The following is a 24,202-nucleotide window of genomic DNA, read 5'->3' on the forward strand; positions in this document are numbered from 1 at the left end:
TTCACGTTTCAGAATCTCAAGGCGACGCTGGCGCCATATGTAGCGGGCATGGCGGCCAGCCTGTAGACCGATTCAAGATTGGTGGTGCTGTTCGACCAGTAATAGGTGTTGAAAATGTTCTTGCCCCAGATCCACGCTCGCCAGCGATCGTCGATATCCGCGATGCCCAAACGCGCATCGACCGTGGTGAACGCTTTCACCTTGAAGGAGTCGCGATCGAAGAAATCGTCGGGGCGCAATTCCGGCGATGGCCGGACGTCATCCACCAGATCGGGGTCGTTGAAGAGAGCCATCGTCTTGCTCTGGTAGGCAACGTCAAACCCAGCGAAGCCCTTGAGTTTGTCTGAAAATGGCCGTTCGTAATCCACTGTCCCGGTAAGGTTCCATTTCGGCGTGTGCGGAAAGGCTAGGCCTTTGTAATTGAGCGGATTCCCCACCGGATCGACCGCGATGAAGTCGCTCCTCACCTTTGTCTTCACATATGTCCCGGCGAGGCTCAGGTTCAGGCCCTCGACCGGTGCCGCCTGGATCTGAAATTCCGCGCCATATGCCCGCGATTTGGGCACATTGAGAAGAAATTCGAGAATGCCGAATATTCCCAGAACATCCGGCTGGCGGCCGCGCAACTGCTTGTCGGAATAATCATAGTAGAAGACCGCCCCATTCAGCTGAACCTTGCGATCCAGAAGGCCGGCCTTGAACCCTGCCTCATAGGACAGCACGGATTCCTGCTTGGCGGGGAGCATCTGGCTGGCATCGGCCGCATTGACATTCGGGAAGCTGCCCGATTTGTACCCCCGGCTGACGTTCGCATAGAGGAGCGCGGTGTCGGTCGGCGCCCAGTCCAGCCCAAGACGCCAGCTTATATTGTCTTCCGCCAGGCGATCGACCACCAGCAGGGGAACGCGATCGCGCGAGGTGAAGCACTCGCCGGGCTGTATCTCGAGGGGAGTGCCGGTAAGTCCAAGCAGGAAATTGAATGTGTCCGCGCCCGAGCCATTGCCGCCGTCGCGGATGCATCCCTGAAAATCCCGCCGGTCATTGGTGTAGCGAATGCCCGCATGGAGAGTGACTTGGCCTAGCGTGAAATCCGTGTTGGCGAATGCCGCGTAGGTCCTGATCTTCTGGTCGGCAAATGAGATCGTGTCCGTGTTGCCGAACAACGCATAGAACACGGAGGCATTGGGACTGTTGTAAGTGGTCTGATCGTAGGTCTTGTCCTTTGAATAATTCGCTCCGACCAGAACCTTCAGGGAATCTCCGGTATAGGCCAGGCGCACTTCCTGATTGAAGGACCGCACGCGGCCCTCGTTGGGCGCAAATGCGTAGACCGGCATCGAAGAGCCATCGACATCCTGCGCGAATTTCTGGTTCAGCCTGGAAAAAGCCGAGATCGAGGTGAATACCAGTTCGGGCATGATGCTGTAATCAATGCGCGCGGAGCCTTGCAGGAAGTTGTCATCCCGTCGCAGCGAACGCCCGGCGTCCCAGTCCGCCGCTCGCGCGTTGCGCGGAGAGCGGGGATAGGCGTCATAGTCGGGATTTACGGTTGCGGGGATCAACGGGAATACTTCGAGCAGCTGTGCGGCCTGCGTATCCGATTTATCGGTCCAGCCGTTCAGATTGAGTTTGATCGAGAGGTTTTCCGTAGGGTCCCAGTGGACCAGCGCCCTCGCTGCGAACTGGCGCTTCGAGCCAAGGCGGTCATCCCGCGTATAGCTTTTCTGCCATCCGGAAGAATGCACCCCCATCGCACTGACGCGCACCCCGAGGGTTTCAGTCACAGGGGCGGAAATGAAGCCCCTCACATCGATCGTGTTGAAGCGGCCGAAGCTGGCGTCAAGGCCCGCTTTCACTTCATCCGTCGGCTTTGCCGCGATGAAGTTGATCGCCCCGGCAGTCGAGTTTTGACCGAACAGAATGCCCTGCGGTCCCTTCAGCACTTCCACCCGCTCGAGATCGAGAGTGGCGAAACGGGCCTCGACCGGGAAGGACAGCGGCACTTCATCGACATAAAGGGCAACCGTGGAGCTTGATCCCAGAGTGGAATCGTCAAAGCCGACGCCGCGAATTGCGTATATGGGCGTGCCGCGGGCAGCTTCCGTGAAGGTGAAGCCGGGCACCACCTTGATGAGTTGATCCGGACTCGTAATCCCGCGCTTGACCAGATCGTCGCCTTTGAGCGCGGTGATCGACATGCCGACCTTGTTGATCGATTCAGCGCGTTTCTGGGCCGTAACAATGATTTCGCCAACGCCTGCGGGGCTTGCGGCAGGCTGCTCCTGCGCAAGCGCTATTGTCGGGATTGCCGAAACTCCAAGCAGCAACCAACACACATTTGATGTGCTTTTCTTCATCACGTCCCTCCCAAGGTTATCCGAACGGACGCGCCGAACGGAAAGATCGTTTTTATGGTTTCGCATAAGGTAGATCATTAAATGAAATGATCTGCAAACAGTTTTTTGGTATGACCATTGAGGCGGCTCCTTCCGATTTCATCGAGCCCGCAAAGAGCGATTGACTTGAGACGAGCCCGGGAAGGAGCGCGTGCTTGACGCGATCCTAGCTTTGATCGCTTTCCCTGGCCGTCCAGGGCCTGACCTGCCGGAACAGTGGGCTGTTCGATGCAGGCTCCCCTGCTTCAAGGCCGCCAAAGCCCCTGGTGTTGTTCTGCTCGTTGATCTTTTCCCGGTCTTCCGAGTTGGCATGGCCCTTCCGGATCTTCGGAAGCGGGCGGTATTCGGCATCACCGTCGAAGAAGCGGAAGCTGATGGTCCGCCTGCGCTGCCCTGGAATGGTGGGCGCTCCACCATGCAGGCAATGAGGGTGAAAGGCCAATACGTCGCCCGGCTGCATGTCGTATGACACGATGTCCCATGCGCCGCGATTGGCTTCGATGTCCGGCATGCGCGGCAAGTCCGCCTCGTCGTAGAGGGGCACGGTGTCGTCATTGGGATCGAAGATCGACCCGTTGTAGAGGATGCCCTTGTGCGATCCGCGTACGATCTCGAGGACATTCTCGGCGGGCAAGGGATCAAGCGGAATCCACAGGACCACCATGCCGCTGCCCGTCACCGGCAGATAGGAGGTGTCCTGATGCCATCCGGTGCGATGAGTGCGGCCGCCTTCCTTCAGCCAAATCTGCTCTCCCTGATACCAGATGTCCTTCCCGCCCAGCACGTCGCTGGCGATGTCGGCAATGGCTGTTTCTCGGATCAGGCCGGTGAAGAGCGGATTGTCTACGGAGTTGCCGATCGAATTGATCACCGTGCCCTCTTCGGTCGTGTACATTCTCTCGAAAGTCCCGCCGGATTTTTCCGGGTTTGCAAGACGTTCGGCGAACACCTGCTCGATCCTGTCCATTTCGCGCGGCGAAAGCGCCTGTTTCACCAGCGCCAATCCATCGCGCTCGAATGCGTGGATGTGCTCCGATTTCACGGCCTTTTGCTTGCCCTGGGCAAGTGCTGACATTGACCTGTTCCTCTCGCTTTCGGGTCCGGCGCGGTGGGCCGAACGGCGGTTCCCGGCATCCCGGAAGTGAGATCCCGATTAATCGTTCCGAATTCTTGTATGCAGAGGAACAAAGCTTTGGATGAAGCGGACCCAGTGATTTCCGTTGCTCATTGGGATCGGGCAGCGCCCGGCCGGTTGATGTTGGGGAAGAAGCCGGTAAACTCACCGGCAAGGCCGATAAAGGGGCCACACCGTGAGAGGCGGGATACTGCGATGGCAATCAAGAGTTCGGATTTCGCTTGCTCGACAGTCCACGCAACCGCTGCGGAAGGAGTGGAGGCGCTAAACGACAAGAATTTCTCCGACTTCACATCCTTCCGGAACGCAATGTGCGCCCGCCATCTCGATTGGGAACTCGAGGCCGCGAATCCCGGGGAATATCAGGCCAGAATGCGCGCGCACGATCACTATGGAGTGGTGTTTACCGACCTGCGCTTCGAAAAGATGCGGGGGTATCGTTCAGACAACCAGATCGTGAATTCCCGGGACGCCTTTTATGTTCTGCTGTTTTTCCTGGAAGGCGGCGAATACATCTCTCAGGATGAGGATGTCACGCTGACGCGGTCGGGCGACATATTCCTTTGGGACACGTCCAGGCCGCTGAGCTTCGAATCTATCGAGGTGACGCGGTGCCTGAGCACGTTTTTCCCCACCTGGATGGTGAACCAGATCGCCCCCCATCTCCAGAACCTATCCGGCAGGCGGCTGTCGGGCGATGATAAACTCGGGGCGATCCTGGGCAATCATATTTCAGTGATCCACGATACTATCGACAGTGCCCCTGAAAATGCGCGGCCCAATCTGTTGCGCGCAACGCTGCATCTGGCCGGCGCGTGTTTCCAGCCTGCGTCAGGGCATTCGCAGACGACGCTTTATCAGAAGAAGCTGGTGGCCAGGATCGAGAAGCACATTCGCGAAAATCTGCTCGATGCCGATTTCGGTGCGGAAGCCTGCGCCGAGGCTTTCGGGATCAGTTCCCGATACATGCGCAGGATAATGAAAAATGCTGGCACGAGTTTCACCGCATTCGTGACCGAAGAGCGATTGTCCCGCGCAACCGAAGCCCTGGTAAATCCGCTATTGGCCGATGAATCGATAACCCAGATCGCATACCGCTTCGGCTTTTGCGATTCCGCCCATTTCTCCCGGCTGTTCACAAAGCGCCATGGCAAGAATCCAAGAGATTTCAGGGCAAGCCATATAGCCGGTCCCCATTGAGCAGTTCGCATTGATCGAAGGGCCTGTGCGCTGTTTGCCAAACTCCCCGTATGTTTCAGCTGGCTGATGGCACAATGAAACAACGGACCTTGCCTTGGAACTTGGCCACTTTCATCACATATATTCAGGCGCTTTACATTCCTCGTTTATGAGCCTCTCCAAGGTGCGCCGTACCAGCACGGCGGCCTTGTCGGTTTTAAGCACGACCGGTCTTAAGTCCCAGAAATCCCTGCCTGCCATACGTTCCTGCACAGCTCGCAGGACAGGCTCGTCTTCTTGCGTGAAAGCGTAGCGGACAAGGTCTTCGATGCCTTTTGTAATCTCCTGATTGTCCATCGCGAAATTGCGGGCGAGGACATATCGATAAACCAGCTGCTGGTTGTCGATGGGCGTAAGCAGATGCGCGCTATGCATGTATCTGCCATTTTCGCGCGACTGGCCTACCGGGGTGATGCCGACCTGCAGATAATAACTTCCAGGAGCATCCCAGCGAACATCGTTCCAGAAATCGACAAGGTCACCTTCTTTCGCGACACCACTCACGACAAACAACTTGGGTGCCGTGCCACCCGGATTCCAGCGATTGAACTGCACCTGACGTTCTGTTGCCGTAGTTTCCGTAGTTCCTGCGGCAAACGCTTCATTGCCAAGCGTGGTCGGATGCAGGAATTGTCCATGGCTCAGGTCCATCAGATTATCGAGCACAAGCTCATAGTCGATGGCTTGAGTCATCTGTGAAAAGGCCGTGAACGAATATCCTTCCGTATCACCGATCCAGTCGTAGCTTGGAATCTGGTTTTCATCAGCCTTGTCCGCGTCTCCCATCCATATCCAAACGATGCGGTCCCGTTCGGCAGTGGGATAGGCCGGCACCTTCGCCGCCGATGGCTTGACGCTGGGATCAAAAGGATTGTGGGCGCAACGCCCTTCGCGATCAAACCGCAAGCCGTGATAAGGGCATTGGATATGACTGCCCACAACCTTACCCATATGCAGGGGAGCGAAGCGATGGGGGCAGGTATCGCCCAGAGCGATAATCTCGCCGCTCTCGTCCCTGAAAAGGACGACATGCTCTCCTATGATCTTCTGGTAACTGGCCTTGTCGCCGACTTCCTCGCTCCAGGCAGCCACATACCAAGCATCACGTAGAAATGACATTGCGATCTCCTGTCAGAAATCGAAACGAGCCGAAACATACCATTCAGCAGGGCGATTATATGTGGCAAACAAGGTGCCTGCCCCGGCCAGCTGATTTGTTCCATTTACGATGAAGCGCTCGTTGAAGACATTCCTGCCGCCTGCCGTGAACGATAACTTATTATCAGGCAGGGCATAGGTCGCGGACAGGTCTACTGTACTATGGGATTTGCCATAAAGTTCAGGAGTATTTTCTGAATCACTGGCCATGCGCGAGCGGTAAAAGTAGTCTGCCCGCAGTGTGAGGGAAGAATCATTGGCGAAAGCCAGGCGGTATTCGGGTCCGGCATGGGCCGTCCACTTCGCGACCTTGGGCAGGTCGCTATCTTTGAGGATGACTCCGGTCGGGTCGTCCACGCTGGTGTAATGCGCATCGATATACCCCAGGCTGCCATTGAGCCTCAGCCCGTCGACGAGGCGCGCCTGCACTTCCAGTTCAAACCCCTTGATGCGGGCATCCCCGGCGTTCTCAAAGGTCGGTGAAACGCCGCGCTGGATGAGCAGTTGCATATCCTTGTATTTCGTTGTGAACGCGGCCGCGTTAATCTGCAGGCGGCGATTCCACAGAATACTCTTAACGCCCAGTTCGAAGGTTTCCGCCGTCTCTTCCTTGAAAGTCGGCGCGCTGAGAACCGGTGCTGTCACGCGTGTAGTCCAGCCGCCGGATTTGTAGCCCCGAGAATAGGAGCCGTAGATCATGATGTCGTCGTTCGGCTTGAATTCCAATCCCAACCGTGGCGAGAAGTCATCGAACTTCTGCTTTTGCAGCGCGGTGGGCTGAAGCTGGGACAGATCCGCCGGATCGGGGTAGAGCACCGATGGCAGGCCCAGAAGCTTCTGCAGAAACAGGTTCGCGTCAATCTGGCTGGGCCAGAACCGCTTCTTTTCCTTGGTATAGCGCCCGCCCAGCGTGATCCCCAGTTGATCGGTGATCGCGAAATTCATATGCGCGAAAGCGGCATAGGATTTCGTCTTGAACCGAATGGGATTGTAGACGGAAAATATGCCGCCCGCGAATATCGGATTCTGCTCCTCATCCGCGCTCTCATCAAAGTAATAGGCCCCGACCACCCACTTCAGCCGATCGTCGATCGATGATCCGCTGAGTTGAAATTCCTGCGAGAATTGATGCTGCGACTGGGTAATCGTGGGCTGAAAGATGATTGCGGGCGATCCGTCGATGTCGAGGCCGATTGCCCACTTCTGATTGCGATAGGCAGTTATCGATTTCAGCGCGATGCCGTCACTGATGTCGATATCCACCGTCCCGGCGAAGCCGTAATTGCGCAAACGCGAATAGTTGTTCCCTGCGCCATAGGTCACGTTCAGCCTGTCCGAAACATAGCGATCATCATAGGGCGCCACATCATTTGTCGGATCGGCATCCACATTGACCCCGGCAAGGGCCGTGCCGGGGCCGACACGGGGGCCGCACACGGCGCCCAGCCCGATGGTATCGAGCGCGGCTGCCGGGGTGCCGATACATATATTGTATAATCCCGCCAGCGTGGGATTGCCGCTCGGATCGAGTTGTGCCGTTCGGATGAGATGATAGGGGGAGGCTCCTTGGCGCGCCCTCGAATAGTCGCCGGTCAGGGTCAGGCGGATGTCGTCGCCCTTCCACAGCAGCTTTCCGCGTGCGTTGAATTCATGGCCTCCGCCCAGTCGATCCTTGGCGCCCAGTCCTTGGACGATACCTCCGGGCACGAAATTTGCTTCGGTTTCGGATGACGTCACGCCCGGAAAGGCTGCGCGCCGCTGCCAGCCGTCGCGTTTGGTGCGCGACACCGCGAATGTGCTCAGCAACCTGTCTTTGATTAGCGGAATGTCGACCGCAACGGCGGCATCCACGCGATTGAAGCGGCCGACAGTGAACTGCCCTCTCGCGCCGAACGTGGATGCGGGTTCGCGCGTAACCACGCTGATCGCTCCACCGATGGTATTGCGGCCGAACAGGGTGCCTTGTGGTCCTTGAGTATCTCTATCCGCTCGACGTCCAGCAGACTGGCATTCGCGCCTATCGTTCGCGCAAGATAGACGCCATCGACATAGGTCCCCACACCCGGCTCGAACGCGGCGGAAAAGTCATCCTGTCCGATTCCGCGGATGAAGCCCGACAAGGATGAGGGCGATCCGACGATCTGCGAAGAGTTGGAAAGCTGCACGCTTGGGGTGTAGTTGGCCAATTGGGCCACTTCCGTCACACCTCGTGACTGCATCGCCTCTCCGCTTATTGCGGCAATGGCAATGGGCACATCCTGCACATTCTCGGCACGCTTTTGGGCGGTGACGATTATTTCTTCAACACCATCTCCGGATTGGGCAATCGCAGGAAAAGCCGATGTTAGCGCGCACAATGAAACACCACAGCAGAACAGCCGTTTCATGATCCTCTCCATATATGTTTTCCGGGACATGCCCGCTTGGAGGCTGGCCAATTTTTTCGGCTCAACCTCAAAGTGACAATTATTGTATATTTTAGGAGAGGTCAATCGGGATGGTAATTTCAACCGTTCGACAAGGAGCCGGCCACCAGTTCGGGCAATGGAAGCAGCGCGACCCGCCGCGATTCTTCTATGGTCAAGCCAAGCAGGCGCAGGATCATTGTAGTTGCCTCAACAATGAAATCCTCTTCAGGATTCGATGTGAGTATGGTTTTGGTGGCTCCCATTAGCGCGCCAAATACGAGATTGGCTGCGTAACCCGAATCCAGGAATGTGAACCGCCCCTCTTTCTTTCCGGCATCGATATCGGCGCGCGCAAGTCTCAGGATGTCCTCGTACATCTCTCCTTCCTCGAGCCATATGCGTAAAACCAGCCACCCCCAGGCTGGATTGCGAGTTGCCCGAAGGAGTTGGTGCTTGACCCCAATCATTACGCGTTCAGCGCGGTCAGGGACCCCGGCATAGGCAATCCAGGTCTGTCGGTAAGGATCGCGACCGACCTTTTCCCAAAGCGCGACCATGAGATCGTGGCGAGTTGCGAAATGCTTGTAGAATGTTCCTCTGGAAACGCCGGCTTCTCTGATGAAGTCCTCGATCGCCGGCATGTGCTCGCCCTGAAGGCCGATAACGCGCGCAGCCGCTTCAATCAGCCGGAGCCTGGTTCGCTGGCTGCGCGCAGCCCCAATTTCCGCGCGTCTCGCCCTGCTGTGCTCAACCACGTTTACCCTTTCTTCCCGCCATCCGAATCAACGGGGGGCTGTTAAACCTTTACGGATAATCGGGCACTCCCATGCCAGTGTCCGTCCGATATACGACTTTGCGCGCAGATTATCGAACGGGAACGGCAAGGTCTTCTTCTGCCTTTCAACGCTGCCCAGTGATAGAAGCTCTCTTCAAGCCGCGGAAACAGTGCTGCCATCAATGACGTATTCAGCGCCAGCACCAGTGATCGCCTCGCCCTTCGCGCCAGGTGGACAAGCCGGCGCTGGACGCCGCTGTCGCTGCCCGACTGCTTTCGATCGAACCGATCGCTGGCCGGCGCGGACCTCGCAGCCGCAGGATGCCTTCGTCAATGGATCAGTCGGTGTCGATCACCACCACGCATTTGCCGCGAACCTTGCGGTTGCGCAGATCCCTGAAGGCCTGCAGCGCATCGTCGAAGGGGAAGCGGTTGGCTTTTTGCGGGCGGATTTTTCCTATTTTCGCCCATGTGAGCATTGTATTGAAGTCGGCCCAGCCCTGCTCCCCGGTCTGCTCGATGGCGAGGCGCGCCTCGACCCCGATGACCGAGATCATCTTGACCAGCGCGACATTGGTGCGCAGCGTGGCCGGCCGGCCCGAGGTGAACCCGACGACCAGAATCCGCCCGCCCGGCGCGATTGCCTTCATCGCCTGATCGAACAGGTCGCCGCCCACCGGGTCGAAATAGACGTCCGCCCCGCGCCCGCCGGTAAATTCGCGCACCTGTTCGGACACGCTGGCCTGGCGATAGTCGATCGCGAGATCCGCCCCCATGGCCTTGAGATAGCCGGTGTCGCTGCCCACCGCGATCACCCGCGCGCCCAGCGCCCGGCCGACATCCATCGCCGCGCAGCCGACCCCGCCGGTGGCGCCGAACACCACCAGCGTTTCACCCTCCAGCAGCTGCGCGCGGCGGACGAGCGCGTTGAATGCGGTCCAGTGGTTCATCAGGAAACCGGCGGCATCCACCAGGTCGATCCCGTCACCGACCGGATGCACGAACCGTTCCGGCAGCACGCAATATTCCGCCAGCCCGCCGCCGGCGAGCGACACGGAAAAGGCCGCCACTCGATCGCCGACCCGCAGGCGCGTGACGCCGGGGCCGCAGGCGTCGACGATCCCCGACAGCTCGCTGCTGGGAATGTAGGGCAGGGGCGGCAGCTTCTGATAGCCGCCTTCCAGCACCAGCGTTTCCCCGAAGGCGAGGCCCGCCGCGCGCACGCGGACCCGGACTTCCCCCGGGCCGGGCTGAGGAAGCGGAACCTCTTTCTGCACCAGTTCGAACGGATCGGCGAACCGTTCACACAGCCATGCCTTCATGGATAATCGGGCCTCAACAACGCCATTGAACTTCCGCATCCCATAATCGATTCAGCAGGTTGTGAAAGGCGGGATTGCCTTGCGCATCTGGGCGCATCTCCGGCCCGGCACATCTCCGCGAAAGCGGGAAGGACCTGCCGGGCGCGGAGCATGGCCCCCGTCGCTTGCTCCGCCTGCCGCATCCGGGAGGATGGAAGTGGATGCGATCCGGGCAAAACCGGCTCCGGGGATGGCGCGGGTCAGGATTTGTCCCGCGCGTTGAAATGGGCCACCATCTCGGGCGAGAGATGCCTGTCGCTCTTGCTGGCGGCATATTGCGACATCTTGTCCCGCACGGCGGCCGCCATTTCCCCACGGAACAGCGCGTGGTTTTCCTTGAGCCACTTCTCCGAGGAGAAGCGGTTGTCGTTGAGCCGGTTGATCTTCGGAATGGCATAGCGCGCGATCAGCTCGTAGGAGCGCATGGTTTCCAGCCGATCCGCCCAGTGATGGTCCATCACCAGGAAGCAGCCGAACCCGCCGGACTGCGCTTCCAGCCGCTCGATCTGGGCCACGAAATCGTCCGGCGTCCCGATCACCGCGAAGCCGGTGCTTATCATGTGATCGACCGGGTCCACCCCCGGCGGCGGCGCGAGCGGCAGGGCGGCCGCCTCGTTCATGTATTCCAGCCAGCGGTGCAGCCCGAAGCGGACGTTTTCGCGCGCCTTTTCCCGCGTTTCCGCGACATGGACCGGGCCGATCAATCTCCACCCCGAGCGGTCGAGGACATGGCCGTTCTCCTGCGCGGCTTCCTCGGCGATCGCCCAGTTAGAGGCCAGCGCGTTGAAGCCGCCGGTCGAGGTCGCCCCGATTGAGAGCATGCTGAGGCCGAACCGCCCGGCGGCAAGCGCGCCGGTGGGCGAAACCTGGCTGGCGACGGCGATTTCCACGCCCGCTTCCTTGTAGGGCAGGAGTTGGAGATGCGCGTTCTGGAGATTGAACCAGTCCGACTTCTCGGTGACGTTCTGGCTGGCCAGCAGCTGCACGAGCGGGCCGATCGCCTCTTCCATCCGGTCGCGCGCCCGCGCCGTGGGAATGCCCTGCATATAGGCGTCGGACGGCAGCGAGCCAGGCCCCACGCCGAACATGATCCGCCCGCGCGTGTGATATTCCAGCTGCCGGATGCGATCCGCCAGCGTGTAGATGTTGTGATAGGGCAAGGAGGAGACGCCGGTGCCGAATTTGATCGTCCGGGTCCGGTGCGCCACAGCGGCGATGAACAATTCCGGGCTGCCGGTGATTTCCCAGCCGCCGGAATGATGCTCCCCCACCCAGACCTCGTCGTAATGGAGGCGGTCGAGCCATTCGACCAGCTCCATGTCGTTCTCGAGAGCGATTGCGGGATGCTCCTCGGGAATGTGATGCGGCGGCACGAAGGCCCCGAAGCGAAGTCTAGGTCGAGTCATGCGGCAATTCTCCCAGCCGTGGACGCAGTGATTATCCGGGCGATCATCCGGCCGGTTTGATCCGGCCAGCCGATACGGCCAAATCCATACCGATCCCGCGCATCCGCGTTCGGCCCGCCGGATCGAGCGCCCCGCGCGGCCTCAAGCCTTAAATAGGCTTCCGGGGTGAGTCAAATGGTTTGATGTTTTTACCAATCGGCAGTAATAACCATTGTTTTTACAGGAAAATTAAATCCCAAACAATGAATGGCGGCATTTGCGCAGGGCGCGGCGCGGCATCGGCGCGCGCCTGCCCCGCCGGGAAGCGCCCGCTCAGGCCGGATCGACCGGCTTGAGCACCACCGTCCTCGGCGCGACCGGCTCCACCATCCGGCGATAGGCCTGCACATGTGAGAGCATCTGGCGGCGGGCGGCATCGGCATCGCCCGCCAGGATGGATTCCTGGATATGGTCCACCGCGCCCCGCGCCGCGATCCGGACTTCCTTGGAGGTGAAGCCGGCGACATGCGGGTCGGTCAGGTTGGGGCCGAGACCCTCGTAAATGGCGCTGAGCAGCGGATTGTGGCTGGCCCTGCCCACAGCGAGGTGCCATTCCAGATTGGCCTGGACGAAGCGCTTCGCGCCCAGCGTGATCCTGAGATTTTCCTGGCATTGCCGCAGCATCGCAATATCCGCATCGGTGCGGTTGGCGGCGGCGAGCGCGCAGATGCTGGGCGCCAGCGTCTCGAAGGTTTCCATCAGCGATGCGAAGGGAACGCGCCTGCCGCGAATGAACAGGTCGATCGAATTGCGGACCACGCTCTGGCTCGGGGAAATCGCCCGGCGCCCCTGGTTGCGGCCCACCGAAGTGGCGATCAGGCCCTGGGTTTCGAGAATGCGCATCGCCTCGCGAACCGATCCGCGGCTCAGGCCGGACTGGTCGACCAGTTCCCGCTCGTTCGGCAGCATGTCGCCCGATTGCAGCTTGCCGCTCAGGATCTGTTCGCGGATGGCCCCGGCAAGAGCCTCGCATCCTTTTTCGGTGTGAATTCTTTCAAGCATTGCAACCAATTATTCCAATAAAATGTAAAATGGTTAGTCCATTTGACTTGATCTTCCAGCAAAGTTAGGGTCGCCTGGTTCGCAGCGCAAGCGAAAACGCGCGGCTGGGGCGGGATAGCCCTGGCCGGCTGCCCGCGCCTGTTGCGGCCTCGATACCGGATAATATGGGTGAGAACGATTTTCTGATGGCCGGTCAGCTTTACGGTGTGAACTTGCTGGATGCTCTCCGGGTCGCGCCCGGCCCGGATTCGGTCTGGACCGGAACCGCGATACTGGGCGGCGACGGAGTGGCCTTCGGCGGGCAGATGGCGGCGCAGGCGCTGATGGCCGCGCGGGCGGTGGAGCCGGGCCGCCCGCCGGAATCGATCCATTCCTTCTTTCTTGCCCCGGCTAAGCCCGACCGCCTGATCGACCACGAGGTCCGGGTCCTGCGCTCCGGGCGCTCCTTCTCGCTGCTGCGGGTCGAAACCCGGCAGGAAGGCCGCCATTGCCTCAGCTCGGTGATCTCCTTCCACGGCGGGGAAAGCGCGCCGGAGCATCAGGCGCCGATGCCGCCCGCCGGCTCGCCCGAGGATTATCCGGCCTGCGATTTCATTCCGCCCAATACCGATCCCGCTGTGCGCCGCTGCTTCGACATCCGGAGCGTGGAAAGCATCGCTTCCACCTCCGCTGGCAGCTATCCGCGCCAGACGTACTGGCTGCGCCATCGCGGCGAGCTGGGTGCCGATCCGGCGCTGCATTGCGCGGCCCTGACATGGTTCGCCGATCTCAGCATGCCGTGGACCACGGACCTGGCCTATGATGAAAGCCACGGCAGGCGGGTTGGCGCGACGCTGGACCATACGCTGTGGTTCCACCGCCCGCCGCGGGCGGATCGCTGGCTGCTCTTCGTCCAGGAAAGCACGGTTTATGCCGGCGCCCGGGCGCTCACGCGCGGGTTGTTCTTCGCGCAGGATGGCGCGCTGGTCGCCAGCGCCGCGCAGGAGACGTTGCTCAGGCGCCTGCCGCCGCAATAAGCCCGGCTCGCGCCGGATCGAAGATGGGAGAAGGGAACGACATGGACTGGATGCTCACCCCCGCGCAGATTGAGTTTCGCGACAGGCTGCGGGCCTGGGTGGATGAGAATATTCCCAAGGAAGCCGCGCGCGAGGCGGAGCGGGTCGACGGGAACTATCCCCACCATCTGTTCGACCGGCTGGCCGAGGGCGGCTATCACGCCACCGGCGTGCCCAGGGAATATGGCGGCATGGGCGCCGATCTCACTACCCAGCTGATCCAGTCGCGGGAGCTGTCGCGCTCGCTGGCGGGGATGATCTGGATCTGGGGCTCCACCTCCTTCGCCGGGGCCAATTCCATCGGCCTCTACGGCTCGGACGCCCAGAAGCGGGAATTGCTGCCGAAGATCGCCAAAGGGCAGTTGAAGGTCACCATAGGCTTCACCGAGCCGGGCGGCGGCACCGACGTGCTGGGCGCGCTCAGGACCACCGCCACCAGAACCGACGGCGGCTGGATCGTCAATGGCGTCAAGAAGTGGTGCACCTCGGCCCATGTCTCGGACTATGTCCTGCTGCTGGTCCGCACCGACGACAAGGTCGCGCGCAAGCATCACGGGGTGAGCCTGTTCCTGCTGCCGCCCCGGTCCGAGGGGGTCACGCTCGAGCCGCTCGAGACGCTGGGCATGCGTGGCCTCGGCACCTTCGACATGACGATGGAGAACGTCTTCGTGCCGGACGAGCTGGTGCTGGGCGAGCCGAACAACGCCTGGTACATGCTGCTGCCCACCCTCGCCAACGAGCGGATGTTGCTGATGGGCACCTGCCTGGGCATCATGGACGGCGTGGCCGAGGAAACGCTGGCCTACATGAAGGCGCGCGAAGCCTTCGGCAAGCCGATCGGCGCGTTCCAGGCGGTCCAGCATCATTTCGCCAATATCCGGATGGCCCTGCACCAGACCGAGCTGGTCGCCTATAATGCAGCGCGCTTGGCCGATGCGGGGGCGGACACTTTCCTGGAGGTGACGATGGGCAAGGTCATCGCGTCGGAGCATGCGGTGAACGCGGCCGATCTCGGCATCCAGATCTTCGGCGGGATGGGCTATTCGGCCGACAACGACATGCAGCGCTACTGGCGCGATGCGCGGCTGATGCGGTTCAGCCCGATCAACAACGAAATGGCGCGCAACCTGGTGGCCGAGCGGTTCGGCCTGCCGCGTTCCTTCTGAGCCGCTGGAGTCTTCCGATGAGCAATCCCGCAGATCGCCCCCGAACCGTCAACGAGCTGATCGACTGGAATGCCCGATTGCGGCCCTCCGGCGTGGCGGTGTCCTGCAAGGGCGAGGTCGTGACCCATGCCGGGCTGGCGCGGCTGAGCAGGGATGCGGCGGATTATCTCCATTCGCTGGGGGTCGGGGCGGGGGATCGGATCGCCATCTTCGTGCCGGTGGCCTCGGCCGATTACCTCGCCCTGGCGCTGGGCGCGATGCGGCTTGGCGCCATCGCCGCCTGCCTCAACGCGCGTTTCAAGACCCGCGAGCTGAACCACGCCATCGACAATTCCGCCTGCAGGCTGCTGTTCTACGGCGCCATGCTGCAAGAGGTGGTGGACGCCAGCACCGCCCATGAACGGACGGTGGCGCTGCGGCTGGAGGATGCGCGCGAGGAGTGGCGGGCGGGGGGCGCCGTCCGCTCGGGCCGGGAACCCGCCGCTGCGCCGTTCGGGCCGGTCGGGCCGGATGCGCCCGCGCGGATCATCTACACCTCCGGCACCACCGCCATGCCCAAGGCCTGCCTGCACACGCATGGGGCGATGCTGCATCAGGGATTTTCCGTGGCCGAGCGGCTGGAACTGCGCGAGGACGACCGCTTCTGGACCCCGCTGCCGCTGTTCCACACCGGCGGGTGGACGCCCTTCCTCGCCGCGCAGGCGGCCGGAGCGGCGCTGCATCACGCCGGGTTCTTCGAGGCGGGGGAGAGCCTGCGGCAGATGGTGGACGAGAAATGCACCATCCTGTTCCCCAGCTTCGAGACGATCTGGATGCAGGTGCTGACCCATCCCGATTTCAGGGCGGAGGATTTCGACCGCGCGCGGCTGGTGCTGAATGTCGGGGTGCCGGAACGGCTGGCGCTGATGCAGGCCATGCTGCCGCATGTGCCGCAGGTCTCCAACACCGGCTGCACCGAGGTCGGCGGCTTCCTCTGCATCGGGCGGGCGGAGGATTCGCTGGAATCGCGCTGCCACACCGCCGGCCCGCCGCTGAGCGGGATGGAAGCGAAGATCGTCGATCCCGCAACGGGCGAGGAACTGCCCAACGGCCGGGCGGGGGAACTGCTGGTGCGCGGGCCTGCCTGCCTGTCGGAATATTACCGCGATCCCGAGGCGACCCGCAGCGCCATCGAGGAGGACGGCTGGTTCCATACCGGCGACCTGCTGAGCCGAACCGACGACAACGAATTCGTCTTCGTTAGCCGGATCAAGGACATGCTGAAGGTGGGCGGGGAGAATGTCGCGGCGGCGGAGATCGAGGGCCATATCCTGACCCATCCCGAGGTCCATCTGGTGGCGGTGGTCTCGGCCCCGGACGATTATTATGGCGAGGTGCCGGCCGCCTTCATCGAAACCGTGCCCGGCGCGCGATTGTCGGAGCAGGACGTGATCGACTTCTGCAAGGGCGCGATCGCCAATTTCAAGATACCGAAATACGTCCGTTTCGTGCGGGAATGGCCGATGTCCGGCACCAAGATCAAGAAGTTCGAGCTGCGCGACATCATCCGCGAGAGCATCCGGCAGGCGGCGGCGGACTGATCGCGGGCGTCATTGTCGTGGACGTCGTCGTCGCGGGCGGCGGCGGGCGCTGCCCTGCCGGGGCCGCGCCGTTCGCGAACCGCGCGCGCCTGCCCGGCGCGGCAAGGATCAGAACCAGGCGCGGATTCCGACCACCGCCGCGAGGCTGGACGCGCCTTCTCCCCGCGCGCGGGCGAGGCGGGCCGTTTCGCCCAGCTTGCGCTCCCAGTGGATGCCCGCATAGGGCGCGAATTGCCGCGCGAATTCATAGCGCAGCCGCGCGCCCAGCTCGACGGATTCGAAGCCCGCGCCGATCCCCAGCTCGGGCACGTCCTGCAAGGCGGCGTCGATCTCCGCCCTGGGCTGGAAAATCAGCCGCTGGGTGATGCGCTGGTCGTATTCGGCTTCCGCGCGAAGGTGGACATCGCCCTTGTCCGAAACGAACACATGCCCGCTCACCTCGAGCCAGTAGGGGGCGAGGCCCTCGATCCCGATCACGGCATAGCTCCGCTCGGGATCGGGCCGGAAATCATGCCGTACCCCCAGCTCGAGGTTGAACCAGGGGTCCAGCGCATGGCGCCACACCGCCCGCAGCTCGGCGCTTTCCGGCGCGGCGCCGAAGCGCCCTTCCCCCTCGGTCGACAGCGCCAGCCGGTCGATGTCCCCGCCATACCAGAACCGGCCGTCCCAGGCGTAGCCGTCCTTCCCGCCGCGCGGGCGATATTCCAGCTCGTCGATCATCACCGATGCCGTGGCGAACCGCCCTTCCCCGCGCAGCGCGGCGCGCGTCCGCTCCATCCTTTCCCGCGGGAAATACCGATCCGCCGCGTGGTCTTCGGGGATCGGCGGCGGCAGGGCGTCGCCCGGCAGGTCAGGGGTGGCGGGCAGGATCTGGGGTGCCCGGTGAGCGGAGTGATCGGGCACGGGTAGGGGCAGGGCGGCAGCGGGAGCGCCGTGAGCGTCGTGGCCCTGATGCGGGTCGCCGCCGGCCTCGTCTTCCATGGCGGGCATATCCGGCATCGCTTGCCCGCCTTGCGCCCCATGATCGCCATGCGCACCGTGGTCCATCCGCCCGTCCATCTCCTGCGCCATGGCGGGCGCGGAGAGCATCGCGACAGCCAGCAGGGCCGCCAGCCTCATGCGTCACCCGCGGGGCGGCGCACGGTGACGATCCGCATCATGCCCGCATGCATGTGCAGCAGCATGTGGCAGTGGAAGGCCCAGTCCCCTTCCCCGTCCGCTGTCAGGTCGAACGACACCCGCCCGCCGGGCAGCACATTGACCGTATGCTTGCGCGGCCTGTGGCCCGGCGCGCCATGCACCAGCTCGAAGAAATGGCCGTGCAGGTGGATCGGATGGGGCATCATCGTGTGGTTGATGAGGTTCACCCGCACGCGCTCGTTCAGGCGGAACGGGATCGGCCGCGCGCCATCGGAAAGCGTTTCCCCGTCGATGGACCACATATAGCGTTCCATATTGGCGGTCAGATGGACGTCGATCGTGCGGCTGGGCGGCCTCGGATCGGGATTGGGCCGAAGCGATTGCAGATCGGCATAGGTCAGCACCCGATGCCCGGCCTGCTCCAGCCCGGTCGGCCGGTCGCCCAGCCGGTCGGCGGGCATGGGGGAGAGGGAGGCGACCCCGGGGCCGAGCTTCACTTGCGGGGCGACAGACGGGTCGCGCATTGTCATGGAATGGCCCTGTGAGGCGGTGGCGCTGGCCTGCGCCCCATGCCCGGCATGGTCGTGCTCCCCTCCGGCGGGCGACATATCCATGCCCATGTCGCGCATGGTCAGCAGCGGCCGCTCGCGCAGGGGCGGCACCGGCCCGGCCATTCCCAGCCGTGGAGCGAGCGTCGCGCGCACCAGCCCGGAGCGGTCGAGCGCTTCCGCGATGACACCATAGGCATCCGCCGCCTGCGGCCGGACGATGACGTCGTAGGTTTCGGCGATGGCGATCTGCAATTCGTCGATCTCGACCGGCTTCACCTCCAGCCCGTCGGCGGCCACCACGATCATGGCCAGCCCGGGAATGCGGAAGTTGAAATTGGTCATCGCCGCCGCATTGATGATCCGCAGCCTGACCCGCTCGCCCGGCGCGAACAGCCCGGTCCAGTTCTCGGCGGTGCCATGGCCATTGACCAGAAAACTGTAGGCCGCGCCGGTCACGTCCGAAATATCGGTGGCGTCCATGCGCATGGCGCCCCATTCCAGTCGTTCCTTCAGGGACTGGTCCCGCCCCGCCAGCAGCCCGGCCAGGGTCTGCTTCCGGTAATTGAAATAGCCGCCCATCAGCTTGAGCTTGCGAAGCTGCTCATGCGGATGGATCGGGCTCCAGTCCGAGAGCACCAGAATATGCTCGCGGTCATAGGCCACCGGGTCCGCCCCGGCCGGATCGATCACGATGGGGCCATAAAGGCCGATCGCCTCCTGCATGCCGGAATGGCTGTGATACCAATATGTGCCCGCATGGGTCACCGGGAATTCGTAGATGAAGGTTTCGCCCGGATCGATCCCGGGGAAGCTCACCCCCGGCACCCCGTCCATCTGGAACGGCACCAGCAGCCCATGCCAGTGGATCGAGCTTTGCTCCTTCAGCCGGTTGGTCACCGCAATCCGCACATTGCGCCCTTCCCTGAGGCGGATGAGCGGGGCAGGCAGCGTTCCGTTGACGGTGACGGCGTGGGCCGAGCGCCCCCCGGTGGAAAAATGACTGTCGGCGATGGTCAGTCCTATCCGGTCGCCGGAGAGGGTTTCCCCCGTCCCCGCCCCGGCGGTTCCGCTGCGCGCCCAGGCCGGGAACGCCCGCGCGCATGCCAGCGAGGCGGCCAGCGCGCCTCCGGATTGCAGCAGGCGGCGTCGGCTCGGGGAAAAGTCGGGGGATTCCATCCCGACCCTATAGCCGAAAAACCGGGACAGGCTTCAAGCGGCAAAGGTTTCAGGGCGGTTTCAAATTGTGAAAGGATGGCAGCAGGCGCGACGGATGGACACCGCGCCTGCATGCCGCTCAGGCCGCGGCCGCTAGGGGTCGAACGATGTCGTCCGGGCCTGAGATTTCGATATGCGCGCCGCCCTTCTTGCGGCGGGCCAGCCATTCGCTCAGCGTCTGGGCGGTGGTGTGATCCATCCCCTTGAGCGCGCCCAGGTCCAGCCGGACCGAACGGTCGTGGGGAAGGCTTTCCAGCACGGAATTGAGGCGCGTGAGGCTGAGGAAGGTCGCGGTGCCTTTCAGCGCGACATGCGTGACATCTTCCTCGTGCTGTTCCGCTACGCCCAGCTTCAGGCTGCGGCGATAGGGGAGCAGTTCGAGCAGCGACAGCGCCAGCCCGGCCAGCACGCCGGTCAACAGGTCGGTCGCGATCACGAGCGCGAAAGTGACCAGCCAAAGCAAGGCGGGAAGCCGCCCATGGACATGCAGCAGGTGGCGCACATGGTCGATGCTCACAAGCCGCCATCCGGTCACGACCAGCACCCCGCCTAATGCGGTCATCGGTATTTCGCGCAGCAGCCCGGGCAGCAGCGCCACGAAGCCCAGGATCCATATGCCATGGAATATGGTGGACAGCCTGGTGCGCGCACCGGCCTGCACATTGGCGGAGCTGCGCACGATCACGCCGGTCATCGGCAAGCCGCCTGCCGCGCCGCATAGCAGGTTGCCGACGCCCTGCGCGCGCAGTTCCTTGTTGTAATCGGTGCGCACGCCATCGTGCATCCGGTCCACCGCCGCTGCCGAAAGCAGAGTTTCGGCGCTGGCGATGAAGGCGACGGCCACTGCGGCCAGCAATATGCCGGGTTCCAGCAGCGGCGTGAAGAAGCCGTCGCCGGGCAGGGCGAAAGCGCTCGAGATGGAGTCCGGCACTGTCACGCGCGCGATCTCGAAGCCGAAGGCATAGGCGGCCAGCGTAGCGGCGCTGACGCCGATCAGGGCGCCTGGCACCAGCGAAAGCGAGGATGGGCGCAGCTTTTCCCATGCCAGCATGACGCCGATGGTCAGCAGGCCGATAATCAGCGCCAGTTCGGTGGCGCGCAGATCGAATGGCGAGAGGCCGAGGATGCGTGCGGGCATCGCCGCGATGTTTTCCAGGCCGTTCGATAGTGGCTTGGCGTCGAACAGGATGTGGAACTGGCCGATCACGATCAGCGCGCCGATCCCGGCCAGCATCCCGTGGACCACCGCCGGGGAGATCGAGCGGAACAGGCCGCCGAGCCGCAGGACGCCCGCGACGACCTGGAGCAGCCCGGCAAGGATCAGCATCGGGCCGAGCGCGGACAGGCCATGATCCCGCACGAACTCGAAGACGATCACGGCGAGGCCAGCGGCCGGGCCGCTCACCTGCAGGGGCGAACCGGCCAGAAACCCCACCACGATACCGCCGAGGATCCCTGTGACCAGGCCCATTTCCGGGGGAACGCCGGAAGCGATGGCGATCCCCATGCACAACGGCATGGCGACCAGGAACACGACGATCGACGCTGTGAAATCGCGCGCGAAATGCGCGAAAGGCTTGCTGGGCACGGCCATGGGATTCACTCGGCGGCCTCCGCGCCGTAATCCGATCCGAACCGGCGCCGGGCCGACAGGGCCACCGGCAGCGGCCGGTCGTCCCGCATCGGCACGAACTGGCCGCAATCTCCGTCCAGCCCCAGCACTTGCCCGGCATTGATGTCCACGAACCAGCCATGCAGGGCCATCTCGCCCTGCGCGATCGCTGCGGCCACGGATGGATGGGTCCGCAGATGGGCGAGCTGGGCGATCACGTTTTCGAGGCTCAGGGCGCGGACCCGATCCTGCCCCGACAGTTCAGGGCAGCACCGGCTGACGACATGGGCCGCCGCGGCGCCATGCCGCAGCCACGCCGCGACATTCGGCATCCCGTCCAGCATGGAAGGATCACTGAGCGCCTTCATCGCGCCGCAATCGGAATGGCCGCAGACGATGATGTCGCGCACGCCCAGCGCGACCACCGCATATTCGACCGTGGACGACACCCCGCCATTCATCGTTGCGAAGGGCGGGACGATGTTCCCCGCATTGCGGCAGACGAACAGCTCGCCCGGCTGGGCCTGGAGTATTTGCTCCGGCACGATGCGGGAATCCGCGCAGGATATCATGAGAGCCTTGGGGGCCTGCCCCTGGCTCGACAGCTTGGCAAAAAGCTCGCCGCTATTGGGGAAGACGAACTTTTCGAAACTGAATACGCGCCCGATCAACTCGTTCACGATCCTCACCTTTCATTAGATCAAGGGAAAGCCCGGCGTGGACGCCGGACAGCGCGAGGATATTCTAGTGCGGGCGCTTTTCCTGAATTCGGCAGGACTGTAAGAAATTGTTTCTCGCAGTTGCGAAAAGATTTAGCTCAGCGCGCGCGGAAGGCGCATCGTCACGCGCAGCCCGCCGCTGGGAATATTCGCGAGAGTGAGAATGCCGCCCTCGGTCTTCACCGCGCGGTCGACGATCGGCAGACCCAGCCCCATGCCGGCGGTATTGCGCGCCCGCGCATTGTCGAGCCGGATGAAGGGGCGCAGCACTTCGACCAGCCGGTCCTCGGGAATGCCCGGCCCGTCGTCCTCCACGGCGATTTCCACGGCCTTGCCATCCTTGCGCACTTCGACCCGCGCGTTTCCGGCATAAAGCAGCGCGTTCTCGACCAGATTGGACAAGGCGCGCCGGATCCATACCGGCCGGGCCAGGATTTCCAGGCTCTGCGGCCCGGCATAGCTTGCGTTCCCGCCCTGGTCGCGGGCATTGTCCACCAGGGTCTGGGCGGTGGCGGCAATGTCGATCAGCGCCGCCGGGGTGCGGTCTTCACCCGATTCCACGAAGGTTTGCAGCGATTGCAGCAGATCGCGCATCTCGTCGATGTCACGCATGATCTCGTGTAGCGCGGCTGGCTCGATAGCGGCATTCTCCACCCGCAATTGCAGCCGCGCCAGCGGCGTGCGCAGGTCGTGGCCGATCGCCAGCAGCGTTTGCGAGCTGCTTGCCAGCAATTGGTGGATGCGCTCCTGCATCGCATTGAACGCCCTGATCAGATGGCGGACCTCGGCCTGGCCGGCCTCCTCCAGCGGTTGCGGGTCCCCCGCGCCTACTTCCGACGTCGCGCGCACCAGGGTTCGCAACGGCGTCAGCGTGGCCCTGAACAGCAGCCAGGCGAGCAGCAGCAACAGCAGGGACGGCAGTGTCAAGGCGAGCAGATTGCCTAGGTTGAGCGACCATGCGCCCCGGCTGGACATGCGGAAGTTTATCACCGACGCATCGGTGAGCAGGATCGACCCGCCGATATCGCCGGTATTGGACAGCGGAATGAGATTCAGGCGCAGGTCGGAGCCGCTCAGTTCCGGCTCGAACGCGAGCATCTGCTGGCGCAGGGTGGCAAGCTCTACGCGATTGACCTCGCGCAGGGGGGAGGGCGACCAAGCGAGCTGGATCCGCTCGGTGCTCAGTTCCTGGGCGACGGCGCGGCGGTCGGCCGGGGGCGTTCCCTCGATCACGCGCTGGGCGATGACGAGATGTTCGGCAATGCGTTCGACATCGTCTTCCCGCAGCGCGAAGCTGCTGACACGTTCGAACAGGATGGTGTTCACCATGAAGTCGATCACGACAACGACCAGGACGATGGCGAGAAGCCGCCCCCCCAGCCCGATGCCGCGCAGCAGCCTCAATGGCGGCTCACCTCGGCCGAAAACATGTATCCGATGCCGCGCACGGTCTTGATCGGCGCTTTGCCTCCCGCCGTGGACAGTTTTCGCCTCAGCCGGCTCACGAGCACGTCCACGCTGCGGTCGGAGCTGTCGGCCAGCCTGGTCCGGGACAGCTCGATCAGCCGTTCGCGCCCGATTACTCTCTGCGGCTGGCCGAGGAAAACGTTGAGCAAGTCGAACTCGGCCCCAGTCAGATCCACGATCGCGCCGCTGGGCGAGTGCAGCTCCCGCCTGGCCGTGGAGAACTTCCAGCCTTGGAATCGCAGCTCGCCGGTTTCCCGCCTGGCTTCTCCGATGCCTTGTCCGCCATGGCGCCGCAGCACGGCCCCGATGCGGGCGATCAGTTCGCGCGTGCTGAACGGCTTGCCGAGATAATCGTCGGCGCCCAGCTCCAGCCCAACGACGCGGTCTTCCTCGCTGCCGCGCGCGCTGATGAAGATGACCGGAGTGTCCTGCGTCCGCCGCATCCGCCGCAGCAGATCGATGCCGCTGGTGCCCGGCAGCATGATGTCGAGGACGATGAGATCGACCGGCTCATTCTCCAGCACCACCCACATTTCCGCGCCGGTGGCGACCGCGCGAACGTGGTAGCCATGCTCGCGCAAGGCGCGCGCGGTGAGAGTGCGCAACGGGACATCGTCCTCGACAAGCAGGATGGAAGGCGAGGTCATGGGCGGGTCGGGCCAGTCAACGGGAATAAGATAGGCAGGATGCTCCTCGATTCAATCATTCCGGGCGGCTATCCGGGGTATCGCCGCAGCCGCAGGAACACGCGGCGCGATCATGCCTGGTGCCAGCAGCC

General features: G+C 62.9%; 19 protein-coding genes. 4 read left to right on the plus strand and 15 right to left on the minus strand.

The genetic code is table 11. The annotated features are described in order from the left end of the window. Positions 1-8: 8 nt before the first annotated feature. Positions 9-2,327 carry a TonB-dependent receptor gene (locus tag U8326_RS14365; protein WP_324741036.1) on the minus strand — a complete coding sequence of 773 codons (2,319 nt, stop codon included), beginning with the start codon at positions 2,325-2,327 and terminating at the stop codon, positions 9-11. 235 nt (positions 2,328-2,562) lie between these two features. Continuing rightward, positions 2,563-3,471 (minus strand): phytanoyl-CoA dioxygenase family protein, encoded by a 909-nt coding sequence (locus tag U8326_RS14370; protein ID WP_324741037.1) that lies wholly within the window; start codon positions 3,469-3,471, stop codon positions 2,563-2,565. 117 nt (positions 3,472-3,588) lie between these two features. Here U8326_RS14370 and U8326_RS14375 point away from each other — a divergent pair, with 117 nt between their 5' ends. After that, positions 3,589-4,731: a helix-turn-helix domain-containing protein gene (locus tag U8326_RS14375; RefSeq protein ID WP_324741038.1), complete on the plus strand. Its 1,143-nt coding sequence runs from the start codon at positions 3,589-3,591 to the stop codon at positions 4,729-4,731. A gap of 114 nt (positions 4,732-4,845) precedes the next feature. On the opposite strand, the gene U8326_RS14380 is transcribed toward U8326_RS14375, so the two are convergent. The 7 genes from U8326_RS14380 to U8326_RS14410 form a co-directional block, all read right to left on the minus strand. After that, entirely contained in the window at positions 4,846-5,889 is a 1,044-nt protein-coding gene (locus U8326_RS14380; protein ID WP_324741039.1) for an aromatic ring-hydroxylating dioxygenase subunit alpha, read from the minus strand. A 12-nt stretch (positions 5,890-5,901) separates the two neighbouring features. Beyond that, positions 5,902-7,779 (minus strand): TonB-dependent receptor, encoded by a 1,878-nt coding sequence (locus tag U8326_RS14385; protein WP_324741040.1) that lies wholly within the window; start codon positions 7,777-7,779, stop codon positions 5,902-5,904. Further along, a complete protein-coding gene (locus tag U8326_RS14390; RefSeq protein WP_324741041.1) occupies positions 7,746-8,315 on the minus strand; it encodes a TonB-dependent receptor plug domain-containing protein in 570 nt (189 codons plus the stop codon). Before U8326_RS14390 ends, U8326_RS14385 begins: the two co-directional genes overlap by 34 nt. A 119-nt stretch (positions 8,316-8,434) precedes the next feature. Continuing rightward, positions 8,435-9,091: a TetR/AcrR family transcriptional regulator gene (locus U8326_RS14395; RefSeq protein WP_324741042.1), complete on the minus strand. Its 657-nt coding sequence runs from the start codon at positions 9,089-9,091 to the stop codon at positions 8,435-8,437. A 358-nt stretch (positions 9,092-9,449) separates the two neighbouring features. Then, the gene (locus tag U8326_RS14400; protein ID WP_324741043.1) at positions 9,450-10,433 is read right to left on the minus strand and encodes an NADPH:quinone oxidoreductase family protein; all 984 of its coding nucleotides are present in this window, start codon (positions 10,431-10,433) and stop codon (positions 9,450-9,452) included. 239 nt (positions 10,434-10,672) lie between these two features. Beyond that, on the minus strand, positions 10,673-11,878 hold the full coding sequence (locus tag U8326_RS14405) for an LLM class flavin-dependent oxidoreductase (RefSeq protein WP_324741044.1): 1,206 nt from the start codon (positions 11,876-11,878) through the stop codon (positions 10,673-10,675). A 312-nt stretch (positions 11,879-12,190) separates the two neighbouring features. Further along, complete coding sequence (locus U8326_RS14410) at positions 12,191-12,919, minus strand: FadR/GntR family transcriptional regulator (protein ID WP_324741045.1); 729 nt, start codon at positions 12,917-12,919, stop codon at positions 12,191-12,193. 164 nt (positions 12,920-13,083) lie between these two features. Here U8326_RS14410 and U8326_RS14415 point away from each other — a divergent pair, with 164 nt between their 5' ends. From U8326_RS14415 to U8326_RS14425, 3 genes are read left to right on the plus strand one after another with little or no spacing between them, the layout of a single operon-like run. Continuing rightward, positions 13,084-13,935, plus strand: coding sequence for an acyl-CoA thioesterase (locus tag U8326_RS14415; protein WP_324741046.1), 852 nt, complete (start codon positions 13,084-13,086; stop codon positions 13,933-13,935). 41 nt (positions 13,936-13,976) lie between these two features. Beyond that, complete coding sequence (locus U8326_RS14420; protein WP_324741047.1) at positions 13,977-15,140, plus strand: acyl-CoA dehydrogenase family protein; 1,164 nt, start codon at positions 13,977-13,979, stop codon at positions 15,138-15,140. A 17-nt stretch (positions 15,141-15,157) separates the two neighbouring features. Next, on the plus strand, positions 15,158-16,720 hold the full coding sequence (locus U8326_RS14425; protein WP_324741048.1) for a class I adenylate-forming enzyme family protein: 1,563 nt from the start codon (positions 15,158-15,160) through the stop codon (positions 16,718-16,720). A 108-nt stretch (positions 16,721-16,828) separates the two neighbouring features. Here the strand turns inward: U8326_RS14425 and U8326_RS14430 are convergent, their stop codons facing one another. The 6 genes from U8326_RS14430 to U8326_RS14455 all read right to left on the minus strand — a co-directional run bounded on the left by U8326_RS14430 (position 16,829) and on the right by U8326_RS14455 (position 24,071). Next, entirely contained in the window at positions 16,829-17,839 is a 1,011-nt protein-coding gene (locus U8326_RS14430) for a copper resistance protein B (RefSeq protein WP_324741049.1), read from the minus strand. Continuing rightward, the gene (locus U8326_RS14435; protein ID WP_324741051.1) at positions 17,836-19,587 is read right to left on the minus strand and encodes a copper resistance system multicopper oxidase; all 1,752 of its coding nucleotides are present in this window, start codon (positions 19,585-19,587) and stop codon (positions 17,836-17,838) included. Before U8326_RS14435 ends, U8326_RS14430 begins: the two co-directional genes overlap by 4 nt. Before the next feature lie 118 nt (positions 19,588-19,705). Next, entirely contained in the window at positions 19,706-21,220 is a 1,515-nt protein-coding gene (locus U8326_RS14440) for a SulP family inorganic anion transporter (RefSeq protein ID WP_324743625.1), read from the minus strand. A gap of 5 nt (positions 21,221-21,225) precedes the next feature. Further along, complete coding sequence (locus tag U8326_RS14445; RefSeq protein ID WP_324741052.1) at positions 21,226-21,918, minus strand: carbonic anhydrase; 693 nt, start codon at positions 21,916-21,918, stop codon at positions 21,226-21,228. A 132-nt stretch (positions 21,919-22,050) separates the two neighbouring features. Then, positions 22,051-23,361, minus strand: a complete 1,311-nt coding sequence (locus U8326_RS14450; protein ID WP_324741053.1) for an ATP-binding protein — start codon at positions 23,359-23,361, stop codon at positions 22,051-22,053. Continuing rightward, positions 23,358-24,071 carry a response regulator transcription factor gene (locus U8326_RS14455; RefSeq protein WP_324741054.1) on the minus strand — a complete coding sequence of 238 codons (714 nt, stop codon included), beginning with the start codon at positions 24,069-24,071 and terminating at the stop codon, positions 23,358-23,360. The genes U8326_RS14450 and U8326_RS14455 overlap by 4 nt, the downstream gene beginning before the upstream one ends. Positions 24,072-24,202: the final 131 nt, after the last annotated feature.

The sequence above is a fragment of the Tsuneonella sp. CC-YZS046 genome, assembly GCF_035581365.1.
In the GTDB taxonomy this organism is placed as follows: domain Bacteria; phylum Pseudomonadota; class Alphaproteobacteria; order Sphingomonadales; family Sphingomonadaceae; genus JAWKXU01.

What these genes read in the sequence shown, in the direction of transcription:
- U8326_RS14420 (WP_324741047.1), top strand. Translation starts at nt 13,977, where the DNA reads ATGGACTGGATGCTCACCCCCGCGCAGATTGAGTTTCGCGACAGGCTG.
- U8326_RS14410 (WP_324741045.1), bottom strand. Translation starts at nt 12,919, where the DNA reads ATGCTTGAAAGAATTCACACCGAAAAAGGATGCGAGGCTCTTGCCGGG.
- U8326_RS14400 (WP_324741043.1), bottom strand. Translation starts at nt 10,433, where the DNA reads ATGAAGGCATGGCTGTGTGAACGGTTCGCCGATCCGTTCGAACTGGTG.
- U8326_RS14430 (WP_324741049.1), bottom strand. Translation starts at nt 17,839, where the DNA reads ATGAGGCTGGCGGCCCTGCTGGCTGTCGCGATGCTCTCCGCGCCCGCC.
- U8326_RS14435 (WP_324741051.1), bottom strand. Translation starts at nt 19,587, where the DNA reads ATGGAATCCCCCGACTTTTCCCCGAGCCGACGCCGCCTGCTGCAATCC.
- U8326_RS14455 (WP_324741054.1), bottom strand. Translation starts at nt 24,071, where the DNA reads ATGACCTCGCCTTCCATCCTGCTTGTCGAGGACGATGTCCCGTTGCGC.
- U8326_RS14425 (WP_324741048.1), top strand. Translation starts at nt 15,158, where the DNA reads ATGAGCAATCCCGCAGATCGCCCCCGAACCGTCAACGAGCTGATCGAC.
- U8326_RS14390 (WP_324741041.1), bottom strand. Translation starts at nt 8,315, where the DNA reads ATGAAACGGCTGTTCTGCTGTGGTGTTTCATTGTGCGCGCTAACATCG.
- U8326_RS14440 (WP_324743625.1), bottom strand. Translation starts at nt 21,220, where the DNA reads ATGGCCGTGCCCAGCAAGCCTTTCGCGCATTTCGCGCGCGATTTCACA.
- U8326_RS14405 (WP_324741044.1), bottom strand. Translation starts at nt 11,878, where the DNA reads ATGACTCGACCTAGACTTCGCTTCGGGGCCTTCGTGCCGCCGCATCAC.
- U8326_RS14415 (WP_324741046.1), top strand. Translation starts at nt 13,084, where the DNA reads ATGGGTGAGAACGATTTTCTGATGGCCGGTCAGCTTTACGGTGTGAAC.
- U8326_RS14380 (WP_324741039.1), bottom strand. Translation starts at nt 5,889, where the DNA reads ATGTCATTTCTACGTGATGCTTGGTATGTGGCTGCCTGGAGCGAGGAA.
- U8326_RS14370 (WP_324741037.1), bottom strand. Translation starts at nt 3,471, where the DNA reads ATGTCAGCACTTGCCCAGGGCAAGCAAAAGGCCGTGAAATCGGAGCAC.